This window comes from Rhodoferax sp. (assembly GCF_025354435.1).
Lineage (GTDB): Bacteria > Pseudomonadota > Gammaproteobacteria > Burkholderiales > Burkholderiaceae_C > Rhodoferax_B.
The window spans coordinates 178020-200769 of the sequence record NZ_JANXMU010000032.1 but is presented as its reverse complement, the minus strand read 5'-3'; the positions used below and the strand labels follow the sequence as shown (position 1 = coordinate 200769).

The following is a 22750-nucleotide window of genomic DNA, read 5'->3' as shown; positions in this document are numbered from 1 at the left end:
CATGCAAAAAATCCTGTGCACTGCGGTGCTGGTTCGGTTGTTGGCGGGTCTTTCTCTGCTGGTCGGCCTCCAGGCCTGTACCACCACCACGACGACTACCAGCACCTCCAATAGCAGCACGGTGACCACGCCCTCACCCCGAGCCGCCCCCGTGCCGGTGGCGCAGGGCGAATTGCTCACCGATTCAGACGAGCCTGAGGCCCGCAAGCGTGCCCGCACCCGCATGCAGCTCGCCGTGGCCTATTTCGAGCAAGGGCAGACCACGGTGGCCCTGGACGAGCTGAAGCAGGCATTGGTGATCGACCCGTCCTTCTCTGATGCCTACAACCTGCGCGGCCTGATCTACATGCGGCTGAATGACTTACGTCTAGCCGAAGATAGCTTTCGCCGCGCCCTGGCCACCAATCCCCGCGAACCCAATACCTTGCACAACTACGGCTGGTTGATGTGCCAGCAAGGCCGGTACCCAGAGTCGATCCAGATGTTCGAGCAAGCGCTGGCCAACCCCACTTACGGTGCGCGGTCCAAGACCTGGATGGCCGAGGGCCTGTGCCAGCAGCGCGCCGGCCTGCTACCCGAGGCCGAGCGCAACTTGGCCCGCGCTTACGAGTTGGACGCGGGCAACCCCATCATTGCCTACAACCTGTCGACCCTGCTGTTTCAGCGTGGCGAGTGGTTGCGGGCGCAGTTCTACATCCGCCGTTTGAATAATTCCGAGCTGGCCAACGCCGAGTCCCTGTGGCTCGGCATCAAGGTCGAGCGCCGCATGGAAAACCGCGAAGCCATGCTGCAGCTGGTGGATCAATTGAAAAAACGTTTTGGCCAATCGCGTGAGTTGGCCGCTTATGACAGAGGGGCATTTGATGAGTGAGCCAGTGGGGCAAGATGGAATTGCGTTGAACCCGGTGCCGGATACCGCTGCTTCCGCTGTAGAGGCTGGCAATTTGCTGCGCAAGGCGCGCGAAGCCACCGGCCTGCACGTTGCCGCCTTGGCCGTGTCGTTGAAGGTGCCGGTGAACAAGCTGGAAGCGCTGGAAGCAGGGCGCATCGACCTGCTGCCCGACCTGACTTTTGCGCGGGCGCTGGCCGCCAGCATTTGCCGCACCCTCAAAATCGACCCCGCTCCGGTGCTGGCGCACTTTCCGGCCACCGGCGTGTCCCGTTTGGGTGCCGAGGCTCCGTCCATCAACACGCCGTACCGCCCCACGGAATCGGGCCCGCGTATATCGCTTCGCGGGCAAATGCTGAACCCATCGGTATTGGTGGTAGCCGCCTTGCTCGTCGCCGCGGTGGCGGTGGTGCTGTGGCCCAAATCCTCCGATGCCCCCAAAGACGTAGCGACCGTGTTGGCTCCCGGTGCCGAGGCGACGGAAACCCCAGTGGTCCCCGTGCCGATGGCCGACGCATCGGAACCCGTGCCCGTCAGTTTGCCGGTGGAGCCGGTGATTGCGCCTGCGGCAGTGGTTGCTGCGTCTGCAACCCAGGCCGTGGTGCTGACCGCCCAGGCCGAGTCCTGGGTCAAGGTGACCGATGCCAAAGGCGTGGTCGGCGTGGGCCGCACCCTCAAGGCCGGTGACACCGTGGAAGTGACCGGCCCCTTCCCCATGGCCGTGGTGGTGGGCCGTGTGGATGCCGTGCAGTTGCAGGTGCGCGGCCAGCCTTATGACATGGCGGCTTTCCCCAAAGACCGTGTCGCCCGTTTCGAGGTGAAGTGATGCACTCAGATCTGGACTTTTCTACCCCGATCGACGCTGCTGCACCCCGCGTGCGCAACACCTATCAGGCCCATGTGCGCTGGGGCGACCGAGATGTGACCGTGGGTGGCGATGCGCCGGTGCGGGTGCAGTCCATGACCAATACCGATACGGTGGATGCCATCGGCACTGCCATCCAGGTCAAAGAGCTGGCGCTGGCGGGCTCGGAGATGGTGCGCATCACCGTCAACACCCCCGAAGCCGCCCAGGCTGTGCCCTATATCCGTGAACAGCTCGACCGCATGGGCATCGACGTGCCCCTGGTCGGCGACTTCCACTACAACGGCCACCGCCTGCTGACCGACTTCCCGGCCTGCGCCGAAGCCTTGTCCAAATACCGCATCAACCCCGGTAACGTGGGCAAGGGCGACAAGCGCGACCGCCAGTTCGGCCAGATGATCGAAGCCGCCGTGCGCTGGAAAAAAGCCGTGCGCATTGGCGTGAACTGGGGCAGCCTGGACCAGCAACTGCTGGCCAATCTGATGGACGAAAACAGCCGCCGTGCGGTGCCCTGGGATGCCAAGCCGGTGATGTACCAGGCGCTGATCACCTCGGCCATCGAATCCGCCCGGCTGGCCGAATCCATGGGCCTGCCGCCCGAGCAAATCATTTTGTCGTGCAAGGTCAGCGGTGTGCAGGACCTGATTTCGGTCTACCGCGCCCTGGCCCAACGCTGCCGCTACGCCCTGCACCTGGGTCTGACCGAAGCAGGCATGGGCACCAAGGGCACGGTGGCCTCCAGCGCCGCGCTGGCGGTGCTGCTGCAAGAAGGCATTGGCGACACCATCCGAGTCTCGCTCACGCCCCAGCCCGGCGAGGCCCGCACGCAAGAGGTGGTGGTAGCTTCTGAAATTCTGCAGTCGCTGGGCCTGCGCAGCTTTGTGCCTAGTGTCACCGCCTGCCCCGGCTGTGGCCGTACCACCAGCACCACCTTCCAGGAGCTGACCAAGCAGATCGACGACTTTCTGCGCGCGCAGATGCCCGTCTGGCGCGAGCAGTACCCCGGCGTCGAGGCCATGAAGGTCGCGGTGATGGGCTGCATCGTCAACGGCCCCGGCGAGAGCAAGCATGCCGACATCGGTATCAGCCTGCCTGGCACCGGTGAGGCGCCCGCTGCGCCGGTCTATATCGACGGCGAGAAAAGCGTCATTTTGCGGGGCGACAAAATCGCCCAGGAATTCCAGGTGATCGTAGAAAACTACATCGCCAAACGCTTTGGCAGCCCTGCGCTGGCCTAGGTGGAAATTAAGTATTAAATCGGCCTCTGGCGTATATTTCATATGCGCTTATAGCTATAAAAATAATAGTGAATGGGATGTATGGCTGACAAAATCAGTGCCGTTAAAGGCATGAACGACATACTGCCGCCCGACTCTGCACGTTGGGAATGGCTGGAGGACAAGGTCCGCACGCAGATGGCGCGCTCGGCCTACCGCATGGTCCGCACGCCCATCGTCGAACCCACTGCTTTGTTTGTGCGCGGCACCGGCGAAACCACCGACATTGTCGAAAAGGAGATGTACTCCTTCGAAGACCGACTGAACGGGGAGCAGCTCACCCTGCGCCCCGAGAACACCCCCGGCGTGGTGCGCGCTGCCATCCAGCACAACCTTACCTACGACGGTGGCAAGCGCCTGTACTACATGGGTCCGATGTTCCGCCACGAGCGGCCCCAGCGTGGCCGCTACCGCCAGTTTTACCAGCTGGGTGCCGAAGCCCTGGGCTTTGCCGGGCCCGAGGTCGATGCCGAGCTGATGCTGCTGGCCCACGAGCTGCTGGCCGGTCTGGGCCTGCGCAATGTGCGGGTCGAGCTCAACAGCCTGGGCGTACCCGCCGAGCGCCAGGCCCACCGCGCCGCCTTGATCACGTACTTTGAGCAGCACCGCGAGCTGCTGGATGCCGATGCCCAGCGCCGCCTGCTGACCAATCCGCTGCGCATTCTGGACACCAAGAACCCCGCCATGCAAGCCATGGTGCAAGACGCACCGCAGCTGCTTAGCTATCTGGGCGATGCCTCGCGCAAGCACCTGGACACCGTGCAAAGCCTGCTCACCGCCTGCGGCGTGCAGTGGACCATCAACCCGCGCTTGGTGCGTGGCCTGGACTACTACAGCCACACCGTGTTCGAGTTCATCACCGACGAGCTGGGTGCCCAGGGCACGCTGTGCGGAGGAGGGCGCTACGACGGCCTGTTCGAGCTGTTGGGTGGCAAACCGACCCCGGCGGTCGGCTGGGGCATGGGCATCGAGCGCGTGCTGGAACTCATCAAGGAGCAGGGCGCGGAGCTGCCCGCGCTGGTGGCCGATGCCTACGCCGTGGTGCCCGATGCTGCTGCCTTGGCCGTAGCCATGCAAACCATCCAAACCTTGCGCCGTGCCGGTGTGCAGGTGCAGATGCACGCCGGTGCCTCAGAGGGCATGGGCAGCATGAAGTCGCAACTCAAAAAGGCCGACAGCAGCGGGGCCCGGTACGCGTTGATTTTTGGCGCCGACGAACTGGCACAAAACCTGGTGCTGGTGAAATCCCTGCGCGACGGCAGCGGTGTACAAACCACCCAGCGTCTTGGCAGTGAGGCCGACGTGGCCGCTTGGGCCACCACCCTACAATCGTAAATTCGACTACAGAACCCTATGGCAAACCACCTCGACCTTGAAGAACAAGAACAGCTTGACGAACTCAAAGCTTTCTGGAACCGCTTTGGCAACCTCATCACCTGGTCACTCATCGTGGTGCTGGCCGGTTTTGCGGGCTGGAACGGCTATCAATACTGGCAGCGCAGCCAATCCGCCCAGGCCGCCGCCCTGTATGACGAGGTAGACCGCGCCGCCAAGGCCGGGGATACCGCCAAAATTGAGCGCGCCTTCGCCGACATGAAGGACAAGTTCGGCCGCACCACCTTTGCCCAGCAAGCCGGTCTGCTCGCCGCCAAAACCCTGTTTGACAAAGGCAATGTGGATGCCAGCAAAGCAGCCCTGACCTGGGTGGCCGAACAGTCGTCCGAAGACGGCTACCAGCCTGTGGCGCGCCTGCGTCTGGCCAGCGTGCTGCTCGAATCCAAGTCGTATGACGAAGCGATGAAGCAGTTGTCGGGTAGTTTCCCCAAAGAATTCGAGCCCCTGGTGGCCGACCGCAAAGGCGACGTGTTCGCCCTGCAAGGCAACAAAGCCGAGGCGATTGCCCAGTACAAAGCCGCCTACACCGGCCTGGACGCGCTGGACGACTACCGCCGCATCGTCGAAATCAAACTTAACAGCCTGGGGATCGATCCCCGTCCTGCTGCTCCTGTGGTTAGCGCCGCCAGTCCCGTCACTGTAGAAATCAAAAAATAATGAAAAAAGTGCTTCCAGCGCATGTTCTGCGTGCATCAGTAGCTAGTTTTTTGGTAGCGGCTTTGGCTGCATGTTCCAGTACGCCAGACAAGCCTAAACCGGTCGATCTGCCTGCTAACGTGGCCTTGCTAGGCGTGCGCCAGGCCTGGAACGCCAAGTTGGGCGATGTCAGTTTCCCGCTGACGGTAGGTGTCAGCGGCAGCACGGTGGCCGTGGCCAGCAACAACGGCACGGTACTGGCGCTGGATGGCGCGACTGGTCGCGAATTGTGGCGTGCCTCGGTGGGGGCACCCCTGTCAGCAGGCGTAGGCAGCGACGGCAAAGTCACCGCCGTCGTCACCCGCGAGAATGAAGTCGTCGCACTGGAAGCCGGCCGCGTGCTATGGCGCCAGCGCCTGGGCGCACAAACCTATACCGCACCGCTGGTAGCCGGGGGGCGCGTGTTTTTGCTGGCGGCAGACCGTTCGGTGGTCGCTTTTGATGGCCAGACCGGTCGCAAATTATGGAACCAGCAGCGTACGGGCGAGGCCCTGGTGCTGGGCCAGTCCAGCGTCTTGCTGGCGGTCGGCGATAGCCTGGTGGCAGGGATGTCGGGCCGCTTGGTCGGCATGAACCCGGCCAATGGCAGCACCCGCTGGGAAGCCGCTATTGCCGCGCCGCGTGGCACCAACGAAGTCGAGCGCCTAGTGGATTTGGTCGGCAGCGTCAGCCGCGTCGGCAATGTGGTTTGCGCCCGCGCGTTCCAGTCGGCGGTAGGCTGCGTAGATGCACTGACGGGCCGATTGCTGTGGACTAAGCCCGCGTTGGCCTCCGAAGGCGTGGGTGGCAACGACACTGCGGTCTTTGGCACCGAAAACGATGGCAATGTGCTGGCCTGGAGCCGTGCGGACGGCGAGCGTCTGTGGTCGTCGGAGCGTCTGCGCTACCGTACTTTGTCGGCACCGTTGGCCGTGGGCCGCTCGGTGGTGGTGGGCGATGGCACGGGTCTGGTACATTTCCTGTCCCGCGAAGACGGGTCAGCGTTGACCCGTGTGTCCACCGACGGCTCTGCCATCGCGGCCGATCCCGTGCTTGCGGGCAACACGGTTGTTGTGGTGACCCACAACGGCGGTGTTTTTGGCTTCCAGCCTGAATAACTATTTGCGTCAGCCGATCTGCGCCATCCTATGAAACCAGTTTTGGCCTTAGTCGGTCGCCCCAATGTGGGCAAATCCACCCTTTTTAACCGCCTGACCAAGACGCGTGATGCGATCGTGGCGGACTTCGCCGGTTTGACCCGCGACCGCCACTACGGCAATGGCCGCCAGGGCAAGCACGAATACATCGTCATCGATACCGGCGGCTTCGAGCCCGATGCGGACAGCGGCATCTACAAAGAGATGGCCAAGCAGACCCGCCAGGCCGTGGCCGAAGCCGATGTGGTGATTTTTGTGGTCGATGCCCGGGGTGGCCTGTCTGCGCAAGATTACGACATCGCCAAGTACCTGCGCCGCCTGGGCAAGCCCTGCATTTTGACGGCCAACAAGGCCGAGGGCATGACCGAAGGCCACCAGTTGATCGAGTTCTACGAACTGGGTCTGGGCGCGGTGTACCCGATTTCGGCCGCGCACGGGCAAGGTATCCGCGACTTGGTCGATCTGGCGCTGGCCCCCTTGAACCTGGCCGACCCGGACGAAGAGGTCGAAGCCGAAGACATTGGCGTGACCAAACTGGCCGTGGCCGGCCGCCCCAATGTGGGCAAGTCCACCCTGATCAATACTTGGCTGGGCGAAGAGCGCCTGGTTGCGTTCGATATGCCTGGTACCACCCGCGATGCCATCAGCGTGCCCTTCGAGCGCAACGGCCACAAGTTTGAGCTGATCGATACCGCCGGTTTGCGCCGCAAGGGCAAAGTTTTTGAAGCCATTGAGAAATTCTCGGTGGTCAAGACCCTGCAGGCCATTGAGACTTGCCACGTGGTGCTGCTGCTGATTGACGCCACCCAAGGCGTGACCGACCAAGATGCCCACATTGCGGGCTACATCCTGGAAAGCGGCCGCTCGGTGGTGCTGGCGATCAACAAATGGGATGCAATCGATGCCTACCAGCGCCAGTTGGTGATGCGCTCCATCGAGACGCGCTTGGCTTTCTTGAAGTTTGCTTCCATGCACTTTATTTCGGCCATCAAGCGCCAGGGCCTGGGCCCGCTGTGGACCTCGATTCTGCAAGCCCACCAAGCGGCCATGTGCAAGATGTCCACCCCAGTGTTGACGCGTTTGCTGCTGGAGGCCACGGCTTTCCAGAGCCCGCAGCGCGCCGGTATGTTCCGCCCCAAACTGCGCTACGCCCACCAGGGCGGCATGAACCCGCCCATCATCATCATCCACGGCAATTCGCTGGAGCATGTGACCGAGGCGTACAAGCGCTTCCTGGAAGGGCGCTTCCGCAAGGCTTTTAACCTGACGGGCACACCGCTGCGTATCCAGATGAAGTCGGCGGCCAATCCCTATTCCGACAAAGACGACTGATACAGCACAGCCAAGTCTCCGCAATTCAATGGGGGCTTCCCTTATTTTGGGGCGCTTGCGGGTAACCCTGTGGTAAGGTCCATATCTTCTTTAACATCTTCACAACACGGAGAATATCGTGAGCAATAAAGGGCAGCTTCTTCAAGACCCATTTCTCAATACCTTGCGCCGTGAGCATGTACCCGTGTCGATTTACCTCGTCAACGGCATCAAGCTCCAAGGCCAGATTGAGTCTTTTGACCAGTACGTTGTGCTGTTGCGCAATACCGTGACCCAAATGGTCTACAAGCACGCTATCTCTACCATCGTCCCCGGTCGCGCAGTCAATTTCTCGGCTGCAGACGACACGACGGCAGCAGAGCCAGCGGCTTAATCCGCGGTTCATCCTCTTGGTGGCTGGGTGCCTGTTTCGGTGTCCGGCCCACCACAGCCTCTTTTCCTTACCTACATCCCGATTTGAGTTCTGCTGATACTCCTGACATGCCGTTGGCCGTTCTGGTCGGCGTTGATCTAGGCACTCCCCATTTTGACAAAGAGCTCGAAGAGCTAGGCTTGCTGGCGGATACCGCTGGCATGCGCGTCGTGGCCCGCATCACCTGCAAGCGCCAGGCACCCGATGCGGCCCTGTTTGTCGGAAGCGGCAAGGCCGACGAAATCAAACTGTTGGCGCAAATGCACGGCGCGACCGAGATTTTGTTCGACCAAAGCCTCAGCCCCGCCCAGCAGCGCAACCTGGAACGCCATTGCGAATTGCCGGTTAACGACCGGACCATGCTGATCCTGACCATCTTCGCCCAGCGCGCCCGCAGCCACGAAGGCAAATTGCAGGTTGAGCTGGCGCGGCTGCAGTACCTGAGCACCCGGTTGGTGCGCCGCTGGTCGCATCTGGAACGGCAAAGCGGCGGTATCGGCATGCGCGGTGGCCCCGGCGAAAAACAAATCGAGCTGGATCGCCGCATGCTGGGTGAATCCATCAAACGCACCAAAGAGCGGTTGGCCAAAGTGGTGAAGCAGCGCAGCACCCAGCGCCGCCAACGTGCCCGCCGCGAGGCGTTCACCATTTCGCTGGTGGGCTACACCAACGCGGGCAAGTCCACGCTATTCAATGCCTTGGTGAAGGCCCGTACCTACACCGCCGACCAGTTGTTTGCCACGTTGGATACCACCACCCGCCAGCTCTATCTGGGCGAGGCCGGGCGTTCGGTATCGTTGTCGGACACCGTGGGTTTCATCCGCGATCTGCCGCACGGTTTGGTGGATGCCTTCCGCGCCACGCTGCAAGAGGCCGCCGATGCCGATCTGTCGCTGCACGTGGTGGACGCGTCCAACCCGAATTTTCCCGAGCAGATGGCCGAGGTCGCCCTGGTGCTGCGCGAGATTGGTGCAGCCGATGTGCCCCAGTTGCTGGTGTTTAACAAGCTGGATGCACTTGATAAAGCCCGTTGGCCGCTCCAACTGCAAGACATGTTTGAGGTGGACGGTCAGCCGGTCCCTCGGATATTTTTAAGTGCCCAGAGCGGCGAGGGGTTGCCCGCGCTGCGTCTGAAGCTGGCGGAGCTGGCGATCGCCAAAATACCTATCGCGGATGCAGCAACCCAATACCCTGAATGGAATGAGGATGCTGCCCGATTGGGCACAATAGACGAATGACAACCAAGAGACTTGCGCGAATGAATCTCAACTTACGGACTTTTAACCTGGCCGCTTTGCCGGGCCGCATCCGGGGCATGTTCAATCTGAACGATCCCCGCTGGGGCCGTGGCGACGACAAGTCAGAAGCCGACGGTGCACCCAAACCGGATGAACCTGCTAAAAATACGCCCAACAAAGGCCAGGGTCCGAACCAGGGTCCACCCGATCTGGACGAGCTGTGGCGTGATTTCAACCGCAAACTGGGTGGCCTGTTTGGCGGTGCCAAGGGCGGTCAACGTCCGAATAACAGCAACAACGGCGGTGGCAATGGCGGCTCTGGTGGCGGCTTTCAACCCGACTTGAAGAGCGCCGGTATCGGCGTAGGCCTGATCGCTGCCGTGGTGGTGTTGATCTGGCTGGGCACAGGCTTCTTCATCGTGCAAGAAGGCCAGCAGGCGGTGATTACCCAGTTTGGCAAGTACAAATCGACCGTGGGTGCCGGTTTTAACTGGCGCCTGCCGTACCCGATTCAGCGCCACGAACTGGTGTTTGTGACGCAGATCCGCTCCGTCGATGTGGGGCGTGACTCCATCATTAAGGCCACCGGCCTGCGCGAATCGGCCATGCTGACCGAAGATGAAAACATCGTCGAGATCAAATTTGCCGTGCAATACCGCTTGAGCAATGCCCGCGCTTTCTTGTTTGAAAGCAAGGACCCCACCGGTGCGGTCGTGCAAGCGGCCGAAACCGCAGTGCGCGAAGTGGTCGGCAAGATGAAGATGGACTCGGCACTGGCCGATGAGCGCGACCAGATCGGCCCCCGCGTGCGCACCTTGATGCAAACCATTCTGGACCGCTACAACGTCGGTATCGAAGTGGTCGGCATCAATATGCAGCAAAGCGGTGTGCGTCCACCTGAACAGGTGCAAGCTGCGTTTGACGATGTGCTCAAAGCTGGCCAAGAGCGTGAGCGCGCCAAAAATGACGCGCAAGCCTACGCCAATGACGTGGTGCCCCGTGCCGTGGGCTCCGCTTCGCGCCTGAAAGAAGAATCCGAAGCCTACAAGGCCCGCATCGTGGCCCAGGCCGATGGTGACGCACAGCGATTCCGCTCGGTACTGACCGAATACCAAAAAGCTCCGCAGGTCACCCGCGACCGGATGTACCTGGACACCATGCAGCAGGTTTACGGCAACGTGACCAAGGTGCTGGTGGACTCGCGCCAAGGTTCTAACCTGCTGTATTTGCCACTCGACAAAATCATGCAGATGTCGGGCCAGACGGGGGCGACTGCAACGGTCCCTGCTGACGCAACTACCGCCGTACCGGTGGTACCTGCTGCACCTATTTCTTTGTCTAACGATGCCCGTTCGCGCGATATTTCGCGCTCGCGCGACCGCGACGTACGCTAGGAGAATGTTTTGAACAGAATTGGTTTTATTGGATCTTCCTTGCTAGTGGTGCTGGCACTGCTGAGCTCAATGTTGTTTGTGGTGGACCAGCGCCAGTTTGGTGTGGTCTATGCGTTGGGCCAGATCAAGGACGTGATCACCGAGCCGGGCTTGAACTTCAAGCTGCCGCCGCCGTTCCAAAACGTCAGCTACCTCGACAAACGCCTGCTGACGCTGGACAGCACCGATGCCGAGCCCGTGTTGACGGCAGAAAAGCAACGTGTGGTGATCGACTGGTATGTACGCTGGCGCATCACAGCTCCGTCGGACTACATTCGTAACGTGGGTCTGGATGAAAACGCCGGTGCCAACCAGCTCAACCGCGTGGTTCGCAATGCCTTCCAAGAGGAAGTCAACAAGCACACGGTGAAAGACCTGCTGTCGCTCAAGCGCGAAGTTTTAATGGCCGATGTGAAACGTGAAGTGCTGGAAGCCGTGCAGGGTGCCAAACCCTGGGGCGTGGATGTGGTGGACGTGCGCATCACCCGCGTGGACTACGTGGAGGCCATCACCGAATCGGTATACCGCCGCATGGAAGCCGAACGCAAGCGCGTGGCCAACGAGTTGCGCTCCACGGGCGCAGCCGAAGGCGAAAAAATCCGAGCTGATGCCGACAAGCAACGCGAAGTGACGATTGCCAACGCCTACCGCGATGCGCAAAAAATCAAGGGCGAGGGTGATGCCGAGGCTTCCCGCCTGTACGCCGATTCGTTTGGCAAGGATGCGAGTTTTGCGCAGTTCTACCGCAGCCTGGATGCCTACAAATCCAGCTTCAGCAAGAAGAGCGATGTGATGGTGCTCGACCCATCTTCTGACTTCTTCAAAGCCATGCGTGGCAGCGGCAGCACCGGTAATACGGTTGCCGCACCGGCTAAGAAGTAATCTTGGAAGACGCAGGCAATAGCCTTTGGGCTGCGCTGGCTCTGGTGCTGGTGATAGAAGGGCTGTTGCCACTTCTGTCGCCGGGCGGCTGGCGGCGCGTGTTCCAGCAAATGTTAGCCTTGCAAGATGGCCAACTGCGCTTTTTTGGCTTGTGTAGCATCGTCGCCGGCCTATTGCTCCTCTGGCTGGTGAGCTGACGAACATCCTTAGGGTTGCCCATTGCATTTGGCAGCACTAACCCTTTTAAAGAGGGTAATACCGGCGCTCCTGCGGAGCCGGTTCTGCGGTATTTCGGGGCGATGTTGGTCAAAACCTGTCATGGTTTTGAAACCCAGTGTTTCAGCCCGGTAAAATCTCTTTTTTAACAGCCTCCCAAAACTCCATGTCTGCTTGGGTCCTCCCGGATCACATTGCCGATGTTCTGCCTTCCGAGGCTCGGCACATCGAAGAACTGCGTCGCGCCCTGCTCGATGCCGCCCGTGGCTATGGCTATGAACTGGTCATGCCGCCGCTCTTGGAGCACCTGGAATCCTTGCTCACTGGCACCGGCGAAGCGCTGGACCTGCAAACTTTCAAATTGGTAGACCAGCTTTCGGGTCGCATGATGGGCTTGCGGGCCGACACCACACCGCAGGTGGCCCGCATCGATGCCCATTTGTTGAACCGTCGGGGTGTCACGCGCCTGTGCTACTGCGGCCCGGTGGTGCACACCCGGCCCGACCGTCCGCATGCTACTCGCGAGCCGTTGCAACTGGGGGCCGAAATTTACGGCCATGCTGGGCTGGAAGCCGACCTGGAAATCCTGCAGCTGTCGCTGGATTGCCTGCGGGCCGCCAATGTGCAGGGTCTGGCTGTGGATATGGGCGATGCCCGTATAGCGCGGGCGCTGCTGGCCGATCTGGCGCTCTCACCCGAACATTTGGCCCGCGTGCATGCCGCGCTGGCCAACAAGGATGCGACCGAACTCGCCAGCCTGTGCCAGGATTTTCCCAAAGCTTCGCGCGATGGCGTGCTGGCTTTGGTGCAGCTCTATGGCGATGCCAGCATCTTGCAGACCGCTCAGCGCGTGCTGCCTGCCTTGCCGGCCATCCAGGATGCTCTGCGCGACCTGCAATGGTTGTCGGCGCAGCTAGAGGACACACCGGTCACATTTGATTTGGCTGATCTGCGTGGGTATGCCTACTACAGCGGTGCCCGCTTTGCGATTTATGCGCAAGGTGCCAGCGACGCCCTGGTCCGCGGCGGCCGTTATGACGAAGTGGGTGCGGTATTTGGCCGCAACCGCCCGGCAGTGGGTTTTAGTCTGGACCTGAAGCAGGTCGTGGGCGCGGTGGGCGCACGCCCGCTGCGTGCGGCGATCCGTGCACCCTGGGGCCATGCGGCAGATTTGCGTGGTGCCATTGCCGCGCTGCGGGCGCAGGGCGAAACCGTGGTCTGCATACTGCCTGGCCACGAAAGTGAAGTTGATGAATTCCATTGCGACCGCATGCTGATCCCAGCTGCGGGCCAGTGGATCGTGCAAGCTATTTAAGAAAATTTCTGAGATGAACACCCAAAACAATTTAGCCGCAGTGACCAAAGGTCGCAATGTCGTCGTCGTTGGCACGCAGTGGGGCGATGAAGGCAAAGGCAAGCTGGTCGATTGGCTCACCGAGAGCGCCCAGGGCGTGGTGCGCTTCCAGGGCGGCCACAATGCCGGCCACACGCTGGTCATCAACGGCGTGAAAACGGCTTTGCACCTGATCCCCAGCGGCATCATGCGTGCGGGTGTGAAGTGCTACATCGGCAACGGCGTGGTGCTGTCGGCGGCCAAGCTGTTCGAAGAAATCGAAGGCCTGGAAAAAGCCGGTGTGGAAGTGCGCTCGCGCCTGCGCATCAGCGAAGCCTGCCCGTTGATTTTGCCGTTCCACGCGGCCATCGACATAGCCCGGGAATGCCTGCGCGAAAAGGGTGGCACCGAGAAGATCGGCACCACTGGCCGCGGCATTGGCCCGGCTTATGAGGACAAAATCGCCCGCCGCGCACTGCGCGTGCAAGATTTGAAATACCCCGAGCGCTTTGCCAACAAGCTGCGCGAACTGCTGGAGCTGCACAACTTCGTGCTGACCCAGTTCCTGCACGCCCCGGCTATCGACTTCGACACGGTCTACGCCGAGTCCATGCGCCACGCCGAGCTGCTCAAGCCCATGATGGCCGACGTGTCGCGTGAGCTCAACGATGCCCATGCCGCCGGTGCCAACCTGTTGTTTGAAGGCGCGCAGGGTACGTTGCTCGACGTGGACCATGGCACCTACCCGTACGTCACCTCCAGCAACTGCGTGGCCGGTAACGCGGCGGCAGGCTCCGGCGTGGGCCCGGGCATGCTGCACTACATCCTGGGTATCACCAAGGCCTACTGCACCCGCGTTGGCGGCGGCCCGTTTCCCACCGAACTTGAATGGGAAAAGCCCGGCACCCCTGGCTACCACATGAGCACCATCGGCGCAGAAAAAGGTGTGACCACCGGCCGCAGTCGCCGTTGTGGCTGGTTCGATGCGGCCTTGCTCAAGCGCAGCGCCCAGGTCAATGGCCTGAGCGGTCTGTGCATCACCAAGCTGGACGTGCTGGACGGCATTGACGTGCTGCAACTCTGCACCGGCTACATGCTGGACGGCGAACTCATCGACATCCTGCCCATGGGCGCGGACGACATTGCCCGCTGCGTGCCGGTGTACGAAGCCATCGACGGCTGGACCGACTCCACGGTTGGTGTGACGGATTACGAGAAGCTGCCGGTTAACGCCAAGCGCTACCTCAGCCGCATCGAGCAGGTGACCGGCGTGCCCATCGCGATGGTGTCCACCAGCCCGGACCGTGACCACACGATCCTGCTGAAGCACCCTTACCAAGCGTAAGTTAAATTTATAAAAAATAGGCACTCACCGCAATTAGTGCCTATGCGAGTAGCTATAGTTTCAGGAGTAGTTCCCATGTTGACAGAAGACGGTAAGCACCTGTACGTGAGTTATGACGAGTACCACAACCTGATCGAAAAACTGGCGCTCAAAGTGCACCAGTCAGGTTGGCAGTTCGACACCATCCTGTGCCTGGCGCGTGGTGGTTTGCGCCCTGGCGACGTGCTGTCGCGCATCTTCGACAAGCCGCTGGCCATCATGTCCACCAGCTCTTACCGCGCAGATGCCGGCAAGCAGCAGGGCACGCTGGACATCGCCCGTTTCATCACCACGCCCAAGGGAGAGATTGCCGGCAAAGTGCTGCTGGTGGACGATCTGGCCGATACCGGCCACACCCTGCGTTCGGTGATTGAGCAGCTCAAAACCAACTACCCGCCCATCACCGAGCTGCGCAGCGCCGTGGTCTGGACCAAGGCAGTATCGGTATTCACCCCCGACTACTCGGTGGAGTTTTTGCCTACCAACCCGTGGATCCACCAGCCTTTCGAAGGCTACGATGCCTTGCGCCCAGAACAATTGATGGAAAAGTGGAAGCTTTGATGCACGTTTGACGGAGATGTAGCTTGCCTGACCTGACCACCCAACTCATCCATCACCCGTACCAACCACCGGCTGATTTTGCGGCCCCGCAGCCGGGGGTGTTCAAAGCCTCTACCGTCATTTTCCCTAGCGTTGCCGCCATGCGCGAACGCGACTGGAAGGACAAATCCGCTTATACCTACGGCCTGCACGGCACGCCCACCACCTACCAGCTGGAAGAGCGCCTGTGCACCATAGAGGGCGGAAAATACTGCGTTCTGGTGCCCAGCGGGCTCTCGGCGATTGCCAATGTGGCCCTGGCCCTGCTCAAGACCGGCGACAGCATGCTGGTGCCCGACAACGTCTATGGCCCCAACAAATCGTTTGCCGATGGGCAGTTGGCGCGCTGGGGTATCACCACCCAGGTGTACGACGCGATGGATCCGGCCGATCTGGCCGCCAAAATCACCGATACCACGCGGCTGGTCTGGGTTGAAGCCGCCGGTTCGGTCACGCTGGAGTTCCCTGATTTGCCCGCCCTGGTGCGCATCTGCCACGACCGCGGTGTGGTCTGCGCACTCGACAATACCTGGGGCGCAGGCCTGGCCTTTAACCCGTTCGATCTGCTGCCCGGCACCAGCCCGGCGTTAGGCGTAGATATTTCGGCCCACGCCCTGACCAAATACCCCAGTGGCGGCGGTGACGTGCTGATGGGCAGCGTCATCACCCGCGACCCGGCCTTGCACCGCAAGATCCAGCGCACCCACATGCACCTCGGGCTGGCCGTGGGGGCCAATGATGCAGAGCTGGTTCTACGCTCCCTGTCCAGCATGGCGCTGCGCTACCACGCGCACGATGCCGCCACCCGTACGTTGGCGCAGTGGTGTATGCAACAACCCGCATTTGCGCAGGTGCTGCACCCGGCTTTGCCTGACTCGCCGGGGCACGCCCACTGGCGCACGCTGTGCCGTACGGATGCGGCGGCAGGCTTGTTCAGTGTGGTGCTGGATGCCAAGTACACGGTGGCGCAGGTCGATGCGTTTTGCGATGCCCTGCAGCTTTTCAAGATCGGCTACAGCTGGGGCGGCCCCATGAGCCTGGTAGTGCCGTACGAGCTGGCCAGCATGCGCAAGAAGTGGCCATCGGGCATTGCGCAAGGTACCTTGGTGCGCTTTGCGGTGGGATTGGAGTCGGTGGTGGATCTGCAAGCCGACTTGGCGCAAGCGCTTCAACAGATGGTTGCAAGCTGTTAAAGTGTCTCTTCATTATTTGAAAGAAGAAGACCTTGGCAACACCTAATTACGGATACGAAAAGCGCCAAAAAGAGCTGGCCAAGAAGAAGAAGAAAGAGGATAAGCTCAAATCCAAAAGCGAACGCAAGCACGACGAGCATGCGCCCGAGGATGGCAGCACCCCTGTAGACGGCCAACCGCCCGAGGCACCTACCGAATCCTGATCACCGGGATCCTGATTACTTCAACAGCTTCTTCAGCTCCGGCCACACGTTGTTCAGCAACGTAGGATGCGCTTCCGCCTTGGGGTGGATGCGGTCCGGCTGGAACAGGTTTACCGCATCCGGCACATCCGCAACGCCTTTCAGCAGAAACGGCACCAGCGCGGCTTTCTCCCCCTTGGCAACCTTGGCAAACAGGCCACTGAAGCGGTCGGCATAGTCGCGTCCGTAATTGGGCGGCACCTGCATGCCCACCAGCAGCACCTTGGCCCCGGCTTTTTGGGCTGCTTCGGTCATGGTGCGCAAATTGTCTTCGGTGCCCTGCAAGGGCAGGCCGCGCAAGGCATCGTTGCCGCCCAACTCAATCACCACCACGCTGGGCTTCACGCTGGTCAGCAGGGCGGGCAGGCGCGCGCGGCCACCGGGCGTGGTATCGCCGCTGATGCTGGCGTTATGCACCGTGGCGGTGATTTTTTCGTCGGCCAGGCGTTTTTCTAATAAGGCCACCCAGCCGGTGCCGCGGGCCAGGCCGTATTCGGCGCTCAGGCTGTCGCCCACCACCAAAATGGAGGGTGTTTGGGCGGCCGATGCCCCTACGGCCAGGACCAGGGTCGCTAGCGCGATAAAGTGTCTACGTTTCAAAACTCAAAGCCTTTCATGCCAACTCTGTCCACCGGTGCCGTCATTGCGGTTGAACACATCTCCAAATCCGTCACGGATTCCACCGGGTCTCTGGCTATTTTGCGCGATATCGATTTCTCACTCGCGCCCAGGGAGACTGTGGCCATCGTTGGCGCGTCGGGTTCGGGCAAAAGCACGCTGCTGTCCATCATTGCCGGGCTGGACACGCCCACCCAGGGCACGGTGCGCGTGGCCGGGCAGGATATTTTTGCTTTGACCGAAGACCAGCGTGCCGCAGTACGGGCGCAAAAGATGGGCTTTGTGTTCCAGAGCTTCCAGCTGATGGGCAACCTGACCGCGCTGGAGAACGTGATGCTGCCGCTGGAGCTGGCCGCCCGCAAGGATGCCCGCAAAGCCGCCACAGAGATGCTAGAGCGCGTGGGCCTGGGGGCACGCCTGGGCCACTACCCCAAGCTGCTCAGCGGCGGCGAGCAGCAGCGTGTGGCTCTGGCGCGGGCCTTCGTGGTTCAGCCCGCTGTGCTGCTGGCCGACGAGCCCACCGGCAGCCTGGACTTTGCCACCGGCGAAAAGGTGATGGAGTTGATGTTCGAGCTGAACCGCGAACAGGGCACAACTTTGGTGTTGGTGACCCACGACCGTGGCATTGCCGCCCAGTGCGAACGCCGCATCACCATCGAAGCAGGCCAGATCGCCCACGCCTGAAATTTATAAGAAATAGGCTTCTAGCGCATGTACTGCCTACACCAAGAGCTATCAAAAGAATAGTGTGACGCAGGGGGCGCGCCAGCGTCGATAATCTCCCCATGTCTTCCCCTAAAGTTCTCTTCGGCTTCCATGCCGTGGGCGTGCGCCTGAAAACCGCGCCGCAATCCATCATCGAAATCTATTACGAGCCCACCCGGCGCGATGCGCGTATGCGCCAGTTCCTGGAAAAAGCCAACGAGGCCGGTGCCCGCCTGATCGAGGGCGACAGCATGCGCCTGGCCAAGCTGTGCGGCAGCCATGGCCACCAGGGCGTGGCGGCGCGGGTGGAGCACATTCCGCAAGTGCATTCGCTCGACGATCTGCTCGACAGCTTGACCGAACCCGCACTGCTGCTGGTACTCGATGGCGTGACCGACCCGCACAACCTGGGTGCCTGCCTGCGCGTGGCCGACGGTGCCGGTGCCCACGCGGTGATTGCCCCCAAGGACCATGCCGCAGGCATCAACGCTACGGTAGCCAAAGTGGCCAGCGGCGCGGCCGAGACGGTGCCGTACTTCATGGTCACCAACCTGGCGCGCACCCTGGGTGAACTCAAAGAACGAAGCATCTGGTGCATAGGCACCAGCGACAACGCTCCCAAAACCCTGTACCAGGTGGACCTGAAGGTCCCGGTGGCGCTGGTGCTGGGCAACGAAGGCGACGGCATGCGCCAACTCACCCGCAAGACCTGCGACGAGCTGGTCGGCATTCCCATGCACGGCGCGGTAGAGAGCTTGAACGTATCGGTGGCCAGTGGCGTGTGCCTGTACGAAGCACTGCGCCAACGCCTGTAACTGGCTGTAAAAGTTCTCCCCGGTTGCACTGGATAACTTTGGGGATAACTCTGTAATTGGCCAGAATAGAGAGGGTAAACCCTTGATCTATAAGGGTAAACCTTGCGCTGCTTGTTATTTAAGCAGTTGACAAGTCTCTTGCAGCCCTAGCACATTTTGGATCACAGCTGAAAAGCCACCCACCGCACCAAGCCCTCGACCAGCTCCCGCCGCAGGCTGGGCGGCTTGGGTTGGTAGGGCAGGGCGCGGCTTTGGAGTTGCCCGATCCAGTCGGCAAATTGCTGCACCACCGGCCGGTCGTAGAAGGCCACCATCAGCTCGTAGTTCAAGAACAGGCTGCGCTCATCCAGGTTGGCCGAGCCCACCAACGCCAGGTCATGGTCGATCAGCACTGCTTTGGCGTGGACCATGGTGGGCAGCAGCCAGATGTGGGCTCCGGCAGTCACCAGCTCGCGCAGGGCGGCATGGCGGGCGATGTCGGCCAGGCGGTGGTTGGACTGGCGCGGTAGCACCAGATTTACCGCCACACCGCGCCGTGCCGCCAGGGTCAGGGCCATCAGCAGGCTTTGGTCGGGCACAAAGTAAGGCGTAACGGCCAGGATGCGGGTCTGCGCGGTGAAGCAGCCCGACACCAGCAGGGTGTAGAAGGTGTCGTCGGCCTGGTCCGGGCCGCTGGGCACCAGCCGGGCGCGCTGGCCCGCGGTGGGGCTGTCGGGCGCGACCCAAGGTGGGGCGATGGCGGCTTTGCCGGTGGTGGCAAAGGTCCAATCCTGCTCGAATCGCTGCTGGGCGTGCCGAGCCAAGTCGCCTTGCAGGTCAAAACTCAGGTCGATCCAGACCGGCTTTTTCAACACCGACACCGTGTCGCCTTCAAAGTATTCGGCGGCCAGGTTGCGGCCGCCGCACCAGAGCCAGATGCCGTCGGCCACGGCCATTTTGCGGTGGTTGCGCAGATTGGTACGGCCCCGCAGGGGCGAGCGGAAGGGCGGTACGAACAAGGTCACCTGGATGCCTGCAGCGCGCAGGCGTTTCAGGTTCGGGTGGCCGCCGAGATAGATGCCGATGCCGTCCAGTAGCAGGCGAATTTTCAGGCCCTGGCGGGTACGCTGCAGCAGCTGCGCCGTGATGGCATCACCCAGCACATCCCGTCCCAAAATAAAGGTGCAGATGTCCAATGTGTGCCGGGCTTCGGCAATCAGCTTTTGCAGGCTGTGCCGGGCCTCATGGCCGTTCTGGTGGATTGCCAGTGATTCGAATGTGGCGGCCGCACCCAGGCCCAGGGCGGTGGCCAGATGCTCCTGGGCCGTAGCTGGTTGCGGGCTGGTGTGGGTCACCGGTTTCAGCACCCGGCGGGTGCTGGCCAGCTTGCGGCGGCCAAACACCAGGTACAACGGTAGGGCGATGTACGGCAGCAGCACCAGGGAAATCGTCCAGGCGATGGCGGCCGATGGGTGGCGGCGCTGCTTGAGTGTGTGGGAGCCGGTGATGTAGATGCCTAGGCCGAGCAAGACCAGCGCACTGTGCAGCGTAATCCACTGCCGGGTGAAGATATCGTGTAGCAATTTCGGTGTGTCGCAGAGGTAAAGAAACGGCGGATGGCCGCCACCCTAGTGTGTACCCGATTGCCATGCGCCCCAAATAGGATTGAAATGGCTTGTGCGTTAAATGTAATTATTAATTTTGAAAGGATCCGCCATGAGAATCGAACTTATGCAACCCACCGCTACCATCGTCGCGGCCTTGATCTCTACCGAAGCCGACCGCAGCTCCACCGGCCACCGTGTCACCTGCCAGGATTTGTTTGTGGCCACTTACCGCAAGCTGGAAGCCGCGATGCTGCAAATCCAGAAGGAAGACGACGCAAAACTGGAAGTCAAGCGCGAACCTCAGCGCGAATACGCCTAAGCATTTTTAAGTAAAAATAGCTACTAGTGCAGGCAGCGCCTACGCTAGTAGCTATCAATAAAAGAGCAATCGCTTAATCGGTCAGTGAAGACAAGAATTGCTTGAGTTCCGGCGTTTGCGGGTTGCCAAACAGCTCGTTCGGCGGGCCCATCTCGTGCACGCGGCCCTGATGCATAAAGATCACACGGTTGCTCACCTTGCGGGCAAAGCTCATTTCGTGCGTCACCATCAGCAAGGTCATGCCCTCGTCGGCCAGGCCCTCCACCACGCGCAGCACTTCGCCGACCAGTTCCGGGTCGAGTGCCGAGGTGATTTCGTCGCATAGCAGCACGGCCGGCTCCATGGCTAGCGCGCGGGCAATCGCCACCCGCTGCTACTGCCCGCCCGAGAGCTGGTCGGGCCAGGCATCAAATTTTTCGGCCAGACCCACGCGGGCCAGCAGTTTCTTGGCCTGGGCCGTGCCTGCATCGTCGGCTTGCTGCTTGACCAGGCGCGGGGCCAGCATCACGTTCTTGCCTACCGTCAGGTGCGGGAACAGGTCGAAACCCTGAAAAATCATGCCCACGCGCTGGCGCAGCGCCCGCATGGCCAAGGCGTTGTCGTGCAGCAGTGGCTTGCTGTCCACCGTGAGGCTGCCGCTCTGGAACACTTCCAGCCCGTTGATGCAGCGCAGCAGCGTGCTCTTGCCCGAGCCGTTTTTGCCGATGATGGCAATGACCTCACCGGCCTGCACCTGCAGGTCGATGCCTTTGAGCACCTCGTTCGTACCGAAGGACTTGCGCAGGCCTTTGATCTCGACGATCGCGGGTGCTGTACTGGGCGACATAGTGGGTTTAGCGGCGGGCTGCATGCATCTTCCTCTCTAACAATTTGGCGTAAAAACTGACCGGGAAACACAGGGCGAAGTACATCAAAGCAACGCAGCTATAGACCACGAAGGGCTTGAAAGTTGCGTTGGCGATCATGGTGCCGGCCTTGGTGAGCTCGATGAAACCGATCACCGAGGCCAGCGCCGTGCCCTTGATTACCTACACTAGGAAGACTACGGTGGGCGCGATGGCGATCTTGACGGCCTGGGGCAGCACCACGTAGCGCAGCCGCTCACCGAAGTTCAGCGCCAGGCTTTCCGAGGCCTCCCACTGCCCCTTGGGGATGGAGGCCACGCAGCCGCGCCAGATCTCGGTCAAAAACGCGCTGGTGTACAGCGTGAGCGCGGCAGCCGCCGCCACCCAGGCGCTGGTGTTGATGCCGAATAGCGCAATGCCAAAGTACGCCAAAAATAACTGCATCAGCAGCGGCGTGCCCTGGAACACCTGCACGTAGGCGACCACAAACGTCTCGGTGCCGCGCACCTGGCTCAGACGAGCCACCAGCAGCAGTACGCCGACGATGCCGCCGCCGATGAATGCCATCAGCGACAAGCCTATCGTCCAGCGTGCCGCCAGCAGCAGGTTGCGAAAAATATCCCAAATGGCGAAATCAACCATGGTGTGCGTCCTTAGCGACCGTAGACAAAACGCGGACCCAGCCAGTTCAGCAGCTTGCGCACCGACATCGACAGCGCCAGGTAAATGCCGGTGGCGATGATGAAGGCCTCGAACGCGCGGAAATTGCAGCTTTGGATCAGGTTGGCGGCGTAGCTCAGCTCTTCGGTAGAGATTTGCCCGCACACCGCCGAGCCCAGCATGACGATGATGATCTGGCTGACCAGCGCGGGCCAGACCTTCTTCAAGGCGGGCGGCAGCACCACCCGGGTGAAGATCTGCATCTGGCTCAGCGCCAGGCTGGAGGCGGCTTCGATCTGGCCCTTGGGCGTGGCATCGATGCCGGCGCGGATGATCTCGGTGGCATAGGCCCCCAGGTTGATCACCATGGCCAGGATGGAGGCCACCTCGGGCGACAGCTTGAAGCCCAGTGCGGGCAGGCCGAAGAAGATGAAGAACAGTTGCACGATGAACGGCGTGTTGCGGATCAGCTCCACACACGCGCCCACCAGCGCCTGCAGCCACAGCGGAGCCCGCGTATTCTGGCTGCGCACCCAGGCGCAGGAGATACCCAGCACCGCGCCGATCACCGTGGCGATCAGCGTCAGGCCCAGCGTCCAGACAATGCCCTTGGCCAGCAGCGGCCACTGCTCCAGTACGGCGTAGAAGTCGAATGCGATGCGCATGGCTCAGCTCCGGT

The 22750-nt window shown here is 61.4% G+C and carries 23 protein-coding genes and 2 pseudogenes; 20 read left to right on the top strand and 5 right to left on the bottom strand.

Annotation, left to right across the window (positions count from 1 at the left end; translation table 11 throughout):
• Position 1: 1 nt before the first annotated feature.
• The 17 genes from pilW to Q0T48_RS08575 all read left to right on the top strand — a co-directional run bounded on the left by pilW (position 2) and on the right by Q0T48_RS08575 (position 16484).
• Entirely contained in the window at positions 2-871 is an 870-nt protein-coding gene (gene pilW, locus Q0T48_RS08655; protein ID WP_295955131.1) for a type IV pilus biogenesis/stability protein PilW, read from the top strand.
• Positions 864-1715 carry a helix-turn-helix domain-containing protein gene (locus tag Q0T48_RS08650; protein WP_295955129.1) on the top strand — a complete coding sequence of 284 codons (852 nt, stop codon included), beginning with the start codon at positions 864-866 and terminating at the stop codon, positions 1713-1715. Before pilW ends, Q0T48_RS08650 begins: the two co-directional genes overlap by 8 nt.
• Positions 1715-2992, top strand: coding sequence for a flavodoxin-dependent (E)-4-hydroxy-3-methylbut-2-enyl-diphosphate synthase (gene ispG / locus Q0T48_RS08645; RefSeq protein ID WP_295955127.1), 1278 nt, complete (start codon positions 1715-1717; stop codon positions 2990-2992). Before Q0T48_RS08650 ends, ispG begins: the two co-directional genes overlap by 1 nt.
• An 81-nt stretch (positions 2993-3073) precedes the next feature.
• Complete coding sequence (gene hisS / locus Q0T48_RS08640; RefSeq protein ID WP_295955124.1) at positions 3074-4366, top strand: histidine--tRNA ligase; 1293 nt, start codon at positions 3074-3076, stop codon at positions 4364-4366.
• 18 nt (positions 4367-4384) lie between these two features.
• On the top strand, positions 4385-5083 hold the full coding sequence (locus Q0T48_RS08635; protein WP_295955123.1) for a tetratricopeptide repeat protein: 699 nt from the start codon (positions 4385-4387) through the stop codon (positions 5081-5083).
• Positions 5083-6219 carry an outer membrane protein assembly factor BamB gene (gene bamB / locus Q0T48_RS08630; protein WP_295955120.1) on the top strand — a complete coding sequence of 379 codons (1137 nt, stop codon included), beginning with the start codon at positions 5083-5085 and terminating at the stop codon, positions 6217-6219. Before Q0T48_RS08635 ends, bamB begins: the two co-directional genes overlap by 1 nt.
• 30 nt (positions 6220-6249) lie before the next feature.
• Positions 6250-7590, top strand: a complete 1341-nt coding sequence (gene der, locus Q0T48_RS08625; protein WP_295955118.1) for a ribosome biogenesis GTPase Der — start codon at positions 6250-6252, stop codon at positions 7588-7590.
• Between the two features lie 118 nt (positions 7591-7708).
• Positions 7709-7963, top strand: a complete 255-nt coding sequence (gene hfq, locus Q0T48_RS08620; RefSeq protein ID WP_295955116.1) for an RNA chaperone Hfq — start codon at positions 7709-7711, stop codon at positions 7961-7963.
• 107 nt (positions 7964-8070) lie between these two features.
• Entirely contained in the window at positions 8071-9240 is a 1170-nt protein-coding gene (gene hflX, locus Q0T48_RS08615; RefSeq protein WP_295955113.1) for a GTPase HflX, read from the top strand.
• Positions 9241-9260: 20 nt separating this feature from the next.
• Positions 9261-10634, top strand: a complete 1374-nt coding sequence (gene hflK / locus Q0T48_RS08610; RefSeq protein WP_295955110.1) for an FtsH protease activity modulator HflK — start codon at positions 9261-9263, stop codon at positions 10632-10634.
• A gap of 9 nt (positions 10635-10643) precedes the next feature.
• Positions 10644-11555: a protease modulator HflC gene (hflC, locus tag Q0T48_RS08605; protein ID WP_295955108.1), complete on the top strand. Its 912-nt coding sequence runs from the start codon at positions 10644-10646 to the stop codon at positions 11553-11555.
• A gap of 2 nt (positions 11556-11557) precedes the next feature.
• Positions 11558-11752, top strand: a complete 195-nt coding sequence (locus Q0T48_RS08600; RefSeq protein ID WP_295955105.1) for a DUF2065 domain-containing protein — start codon at positions 11558-11560, stop codon at positions 11750-11752.
• A gap of 185 nt (positions 11753-11937) precedes the next feature.
• A complete protein-coding gene (locus Q0T48_RS08595) occupies positions 11938-13086 on the top strand; it encodes an ATP phosphoribosyltransferase regulatory subunit (RefSeq protein WP_295955102.1) in 1149 nt (382 codons plus the stop codon).
• A 13-nt stretch (positions 13087-13099) separates the two neighbouring features.
• Positions 13100-14449, top strand: coding sequence for an adenylosuccinate synthase (locus tag Q0T48_RS08590; RefSeq protein WP_295955100.1), 1350 nt, complete (start codon positions 13100-13102; stop codon positions 14447-14449).
• 75 nt (positions 14450-14524) lie between these two features.
• Positions 14525-15049 (top strand): phosphoribosyltransferase, encoded by a 525-nt coding sequence (locus Q0T48_RS08585; protein ID WP_295955098.1) that lies wholly within the window; start codon positions 14525-14527, stop codon positions 15047-15049.
• 23 nt (positions 15050-15072) lie between these two features.
• Entirely contained in the window at positions 15073-16281 is a 1209-nt protein-coding gene (locus Q0T48_RS08580) for a PLP-dependent transferase (RefSeq protein ID WP_295955094.1), read from the top strand.
• A gap of 32 nt (positions 16282-16313) precedes the next feature.
• Positions 16314-16484 (top strand): hypothetical protein, encoded by a 171-nt coding sequence (locus Q0T48_RS08575; RefSeq protein WP_295955093.1) that lies wholly within the window; start codon positions 16314-16316, stop codon positions 16482-16484.
• 15 nt (positions 16485-16499) lie between these two features.
• Here Q0T48_RS08575 and Q0T48_RS08570 read toward each other — a convergent pair whose 3' ends face one another.
• Positions 16500-17084 carry an arylesterase gene (locus tag Q0T48_RS08570; RefSeq protein ID WP_295955229.1) on the bottom strand — a complete coding sequence of 195 codons (585 nt, stop codon included), beginning with the start codon at positions 17082-17084 and terminating at the stop codon, positions 16500-16502.
• Between the two features lie 54 nt (positions 17085-17138).
• Here Q0T48_RS08570 and Q0T48_RS08565 point away from each other — a divergent pair, with 54 nt between their 5' ends.
• Positions 17139-17825: an ABC transporter ATP-binding protein gene (locus Q0T48_RS08565; RefSeq protein WP_295955091.1), complete on the top strand. Its 687-nt coding sequence runs from the start codon at positions 17139-17141 to the stop codon at positions 17823-17825.
• A 101-nt stretch (positions 17826-17926) separates the two neighbouring features.
• Positions 17927-18661 carry a 23S rRNA (guanosine(2251)-2'-O)-methyltransferase RlmB gene (rlmB, locus tag Q0T48_RS08560; RefSeq protein WP_295955088.1) on the top strand — a complete coding sequence of 245 codons (735 nt, stop codon included), beginning with the start codon at positions 17927-17929 and terminating at the stop codon, positions 18659-18661.
• A 161-nt stretch (positions 18662-18822) separates the two neighbouring features.
• Here the strand turns inward: rlmB and Q0T48_RS08555 are convergent, their stop codons facing one another.
• Positions 18823-20223, bottom strand: a complete 1401-nt coding sequence (locus Q0T48_RS08555) for a phospholipase D-like domain-containing protein (RefSeq protein ID WP_295955085.1) — start codon at positions 20221-20223, stop codon at positions 18823-18825.
• 133 nt (positions 20224-20356) lie between these two features.
• Here Q0T48_RS08555 and Q0T48_RS08550 point away from each other — a divergent pair, with 133 nt between their 5' ends.
• Positions 20357-20566, top strand: a complete 210-nt coding sequence (locus tag Q0T48_RS08550) for a hypothetical protein (protein WP_295955082.1) — start codon at positions 20357-20359, stop codon at positions 20564-20566.
• A gap of 73 nt (positions 20567-20639) precedes the next feature.
• Here the strand turns inward: Q0T48_RS08550 and Q0T48_RS08545 are convergent.
• The 3 genes and pseudogenes from Q0T48_RS08545 to Q0T48_RS08535 form a co-directional block, all read right to left on the bottom strand.
• A pseudogene (locus Q0T48_RS08545) lies at positions 20640-21392 on the bottom strand (amino acid ABC transporter ATP-binding protein).
• A 7-nt stretch (positions 21393-21399) separates the two neighbouring features.
• A pseudogene (locus Q0T48_RS08540) lies at positions 21400-22053 on the bottom strand (amino acid ABC transporter permease).
• 11 nt (positions 22054-22064) lie between these two features.
• Positions 22065-22736, bottom strand: a complete 672-nt coding sequence (locus tag Q0T48_RS08535; RefSeq protein ID WP_295955079.1) for an amino acid ABC transporter permease — start codon at positions 22734-22736, stop codon at positions 22065-22067.
• Positions 22737-22750: the final 14 nt, after the last annotated feature.

Excerpts from the sequence above, each read along its gene's own strand:
- Q0T48_RS08550 (WP_295955082.1), top strand. The coding sequence starts at position 20,357 with ATGAGAATCGAACTTATGCAACCCACCGCTACCATCGTCGCGGCCTTG.
- rlmB (WP_295955088.1), top strand. The coding sequence starts at position 17,927 with ATGTCTTCCCCTAAAGTTCTCTTCGGCTTCCATGCCGTGGGCGTGCGC.
- hflX (WP_295955113.1), top strand. The coding sequence starts at position 8,071 with ATGCCGTTGGCCGTTCTGGTCGGCGTTGATCTAGGCACTCCCCATTTT.
- der (WP_295955118.1), top strand. The coding sequence starts at position 6,250 with ATGAAACCAGTTTTGGCCTTAGTCGGTCGCCCCAATGTGGGCAAATCC.
- Q0T48_RS08590 (WP_295955100.1), top strand. The coding sequence starts at position 13,100 with ATGAACACCCAAAACAATTTAGCCGCAGTGACCAAAGGTCGCAATGTC.
- hisS (WP_295955124.1), top strand. The coding sequence starts at position 3,074 with ATGGCTGACAAAATCAGTGCCGTTAAAGGCATGAACGACATACTGCCG.
- Q0T48_RS08650 (WP_295955129.1), top strand. The coding sequence starts at position 864 with ATGAGTGAGCCAGTGGGGCAAGATGGAATTGCGTTGAACCCGGTGCCG.
- bamB (WP_295955120.1), top strand. The coding sequence starts at position 5,083 with ATGAAAAAAGTGCTTCCAGCGCATGTTCTGCGTGCATCAGTAGCTAGT.
- Q0T48_RS08565 (WP_295955091.1), top strand. The coding sequence starts at position 17,139 with ATGCCAACTCTGTCCACCGGTGCCGTCATTGCGGTTGAACACATCTCC.
- Q0T48_RS08535 (WP_295955079.1), bottom strand. The coding sequence starts at position 22,736 with ATGCGCATCGCATTCGACTTCTACGCCGTACTGGAGCAGTGGCCGCTG.
- Q0T48_RS08595 (WP_295955102.1), top strand. The coding sequence starts at position 11,938 with ATGTCTGCTTGGGTCCTCCCGGATCACATTGCCGATGTTCTGCCTTCC.
- Q0T48_RS08585 (WP_295955098.1), top strand. The coding sequence starts at position 14,525 with ATGTTGACAGAAGACGGTAAGCACCTGTACGTGAGTTATGACGAGTAC.
- hflK (WP_295955110.1), top strand. The coding sequence starts at position 9,261 with ATGAATCTCAACTTACGGACTTTTAACCTGGCCGCTTTGCCGGGCCGC.
- pilW (WP_295955131.1), top strand. The coding sequence starts at position 2 with ATGCAAAAAATCCTGTGCACTGCGGTGCTGGTTCGGTTGTTGGCGGGT.
- Q0T48_RS08635 (WP_295955123.1), top strand. The coding sequence starts at position 4,385 with ATGGCAAACCACCTCGACCTTGAAGAACAAGAACAGCTTGACGAACTC.
- ispG (WP_295955127.1), top strand. The coding sequence starts at position 1,715 with ATGCACTCAGATCTGGACTTTTCTACCCCGATCGACGCTGCTGCACCC.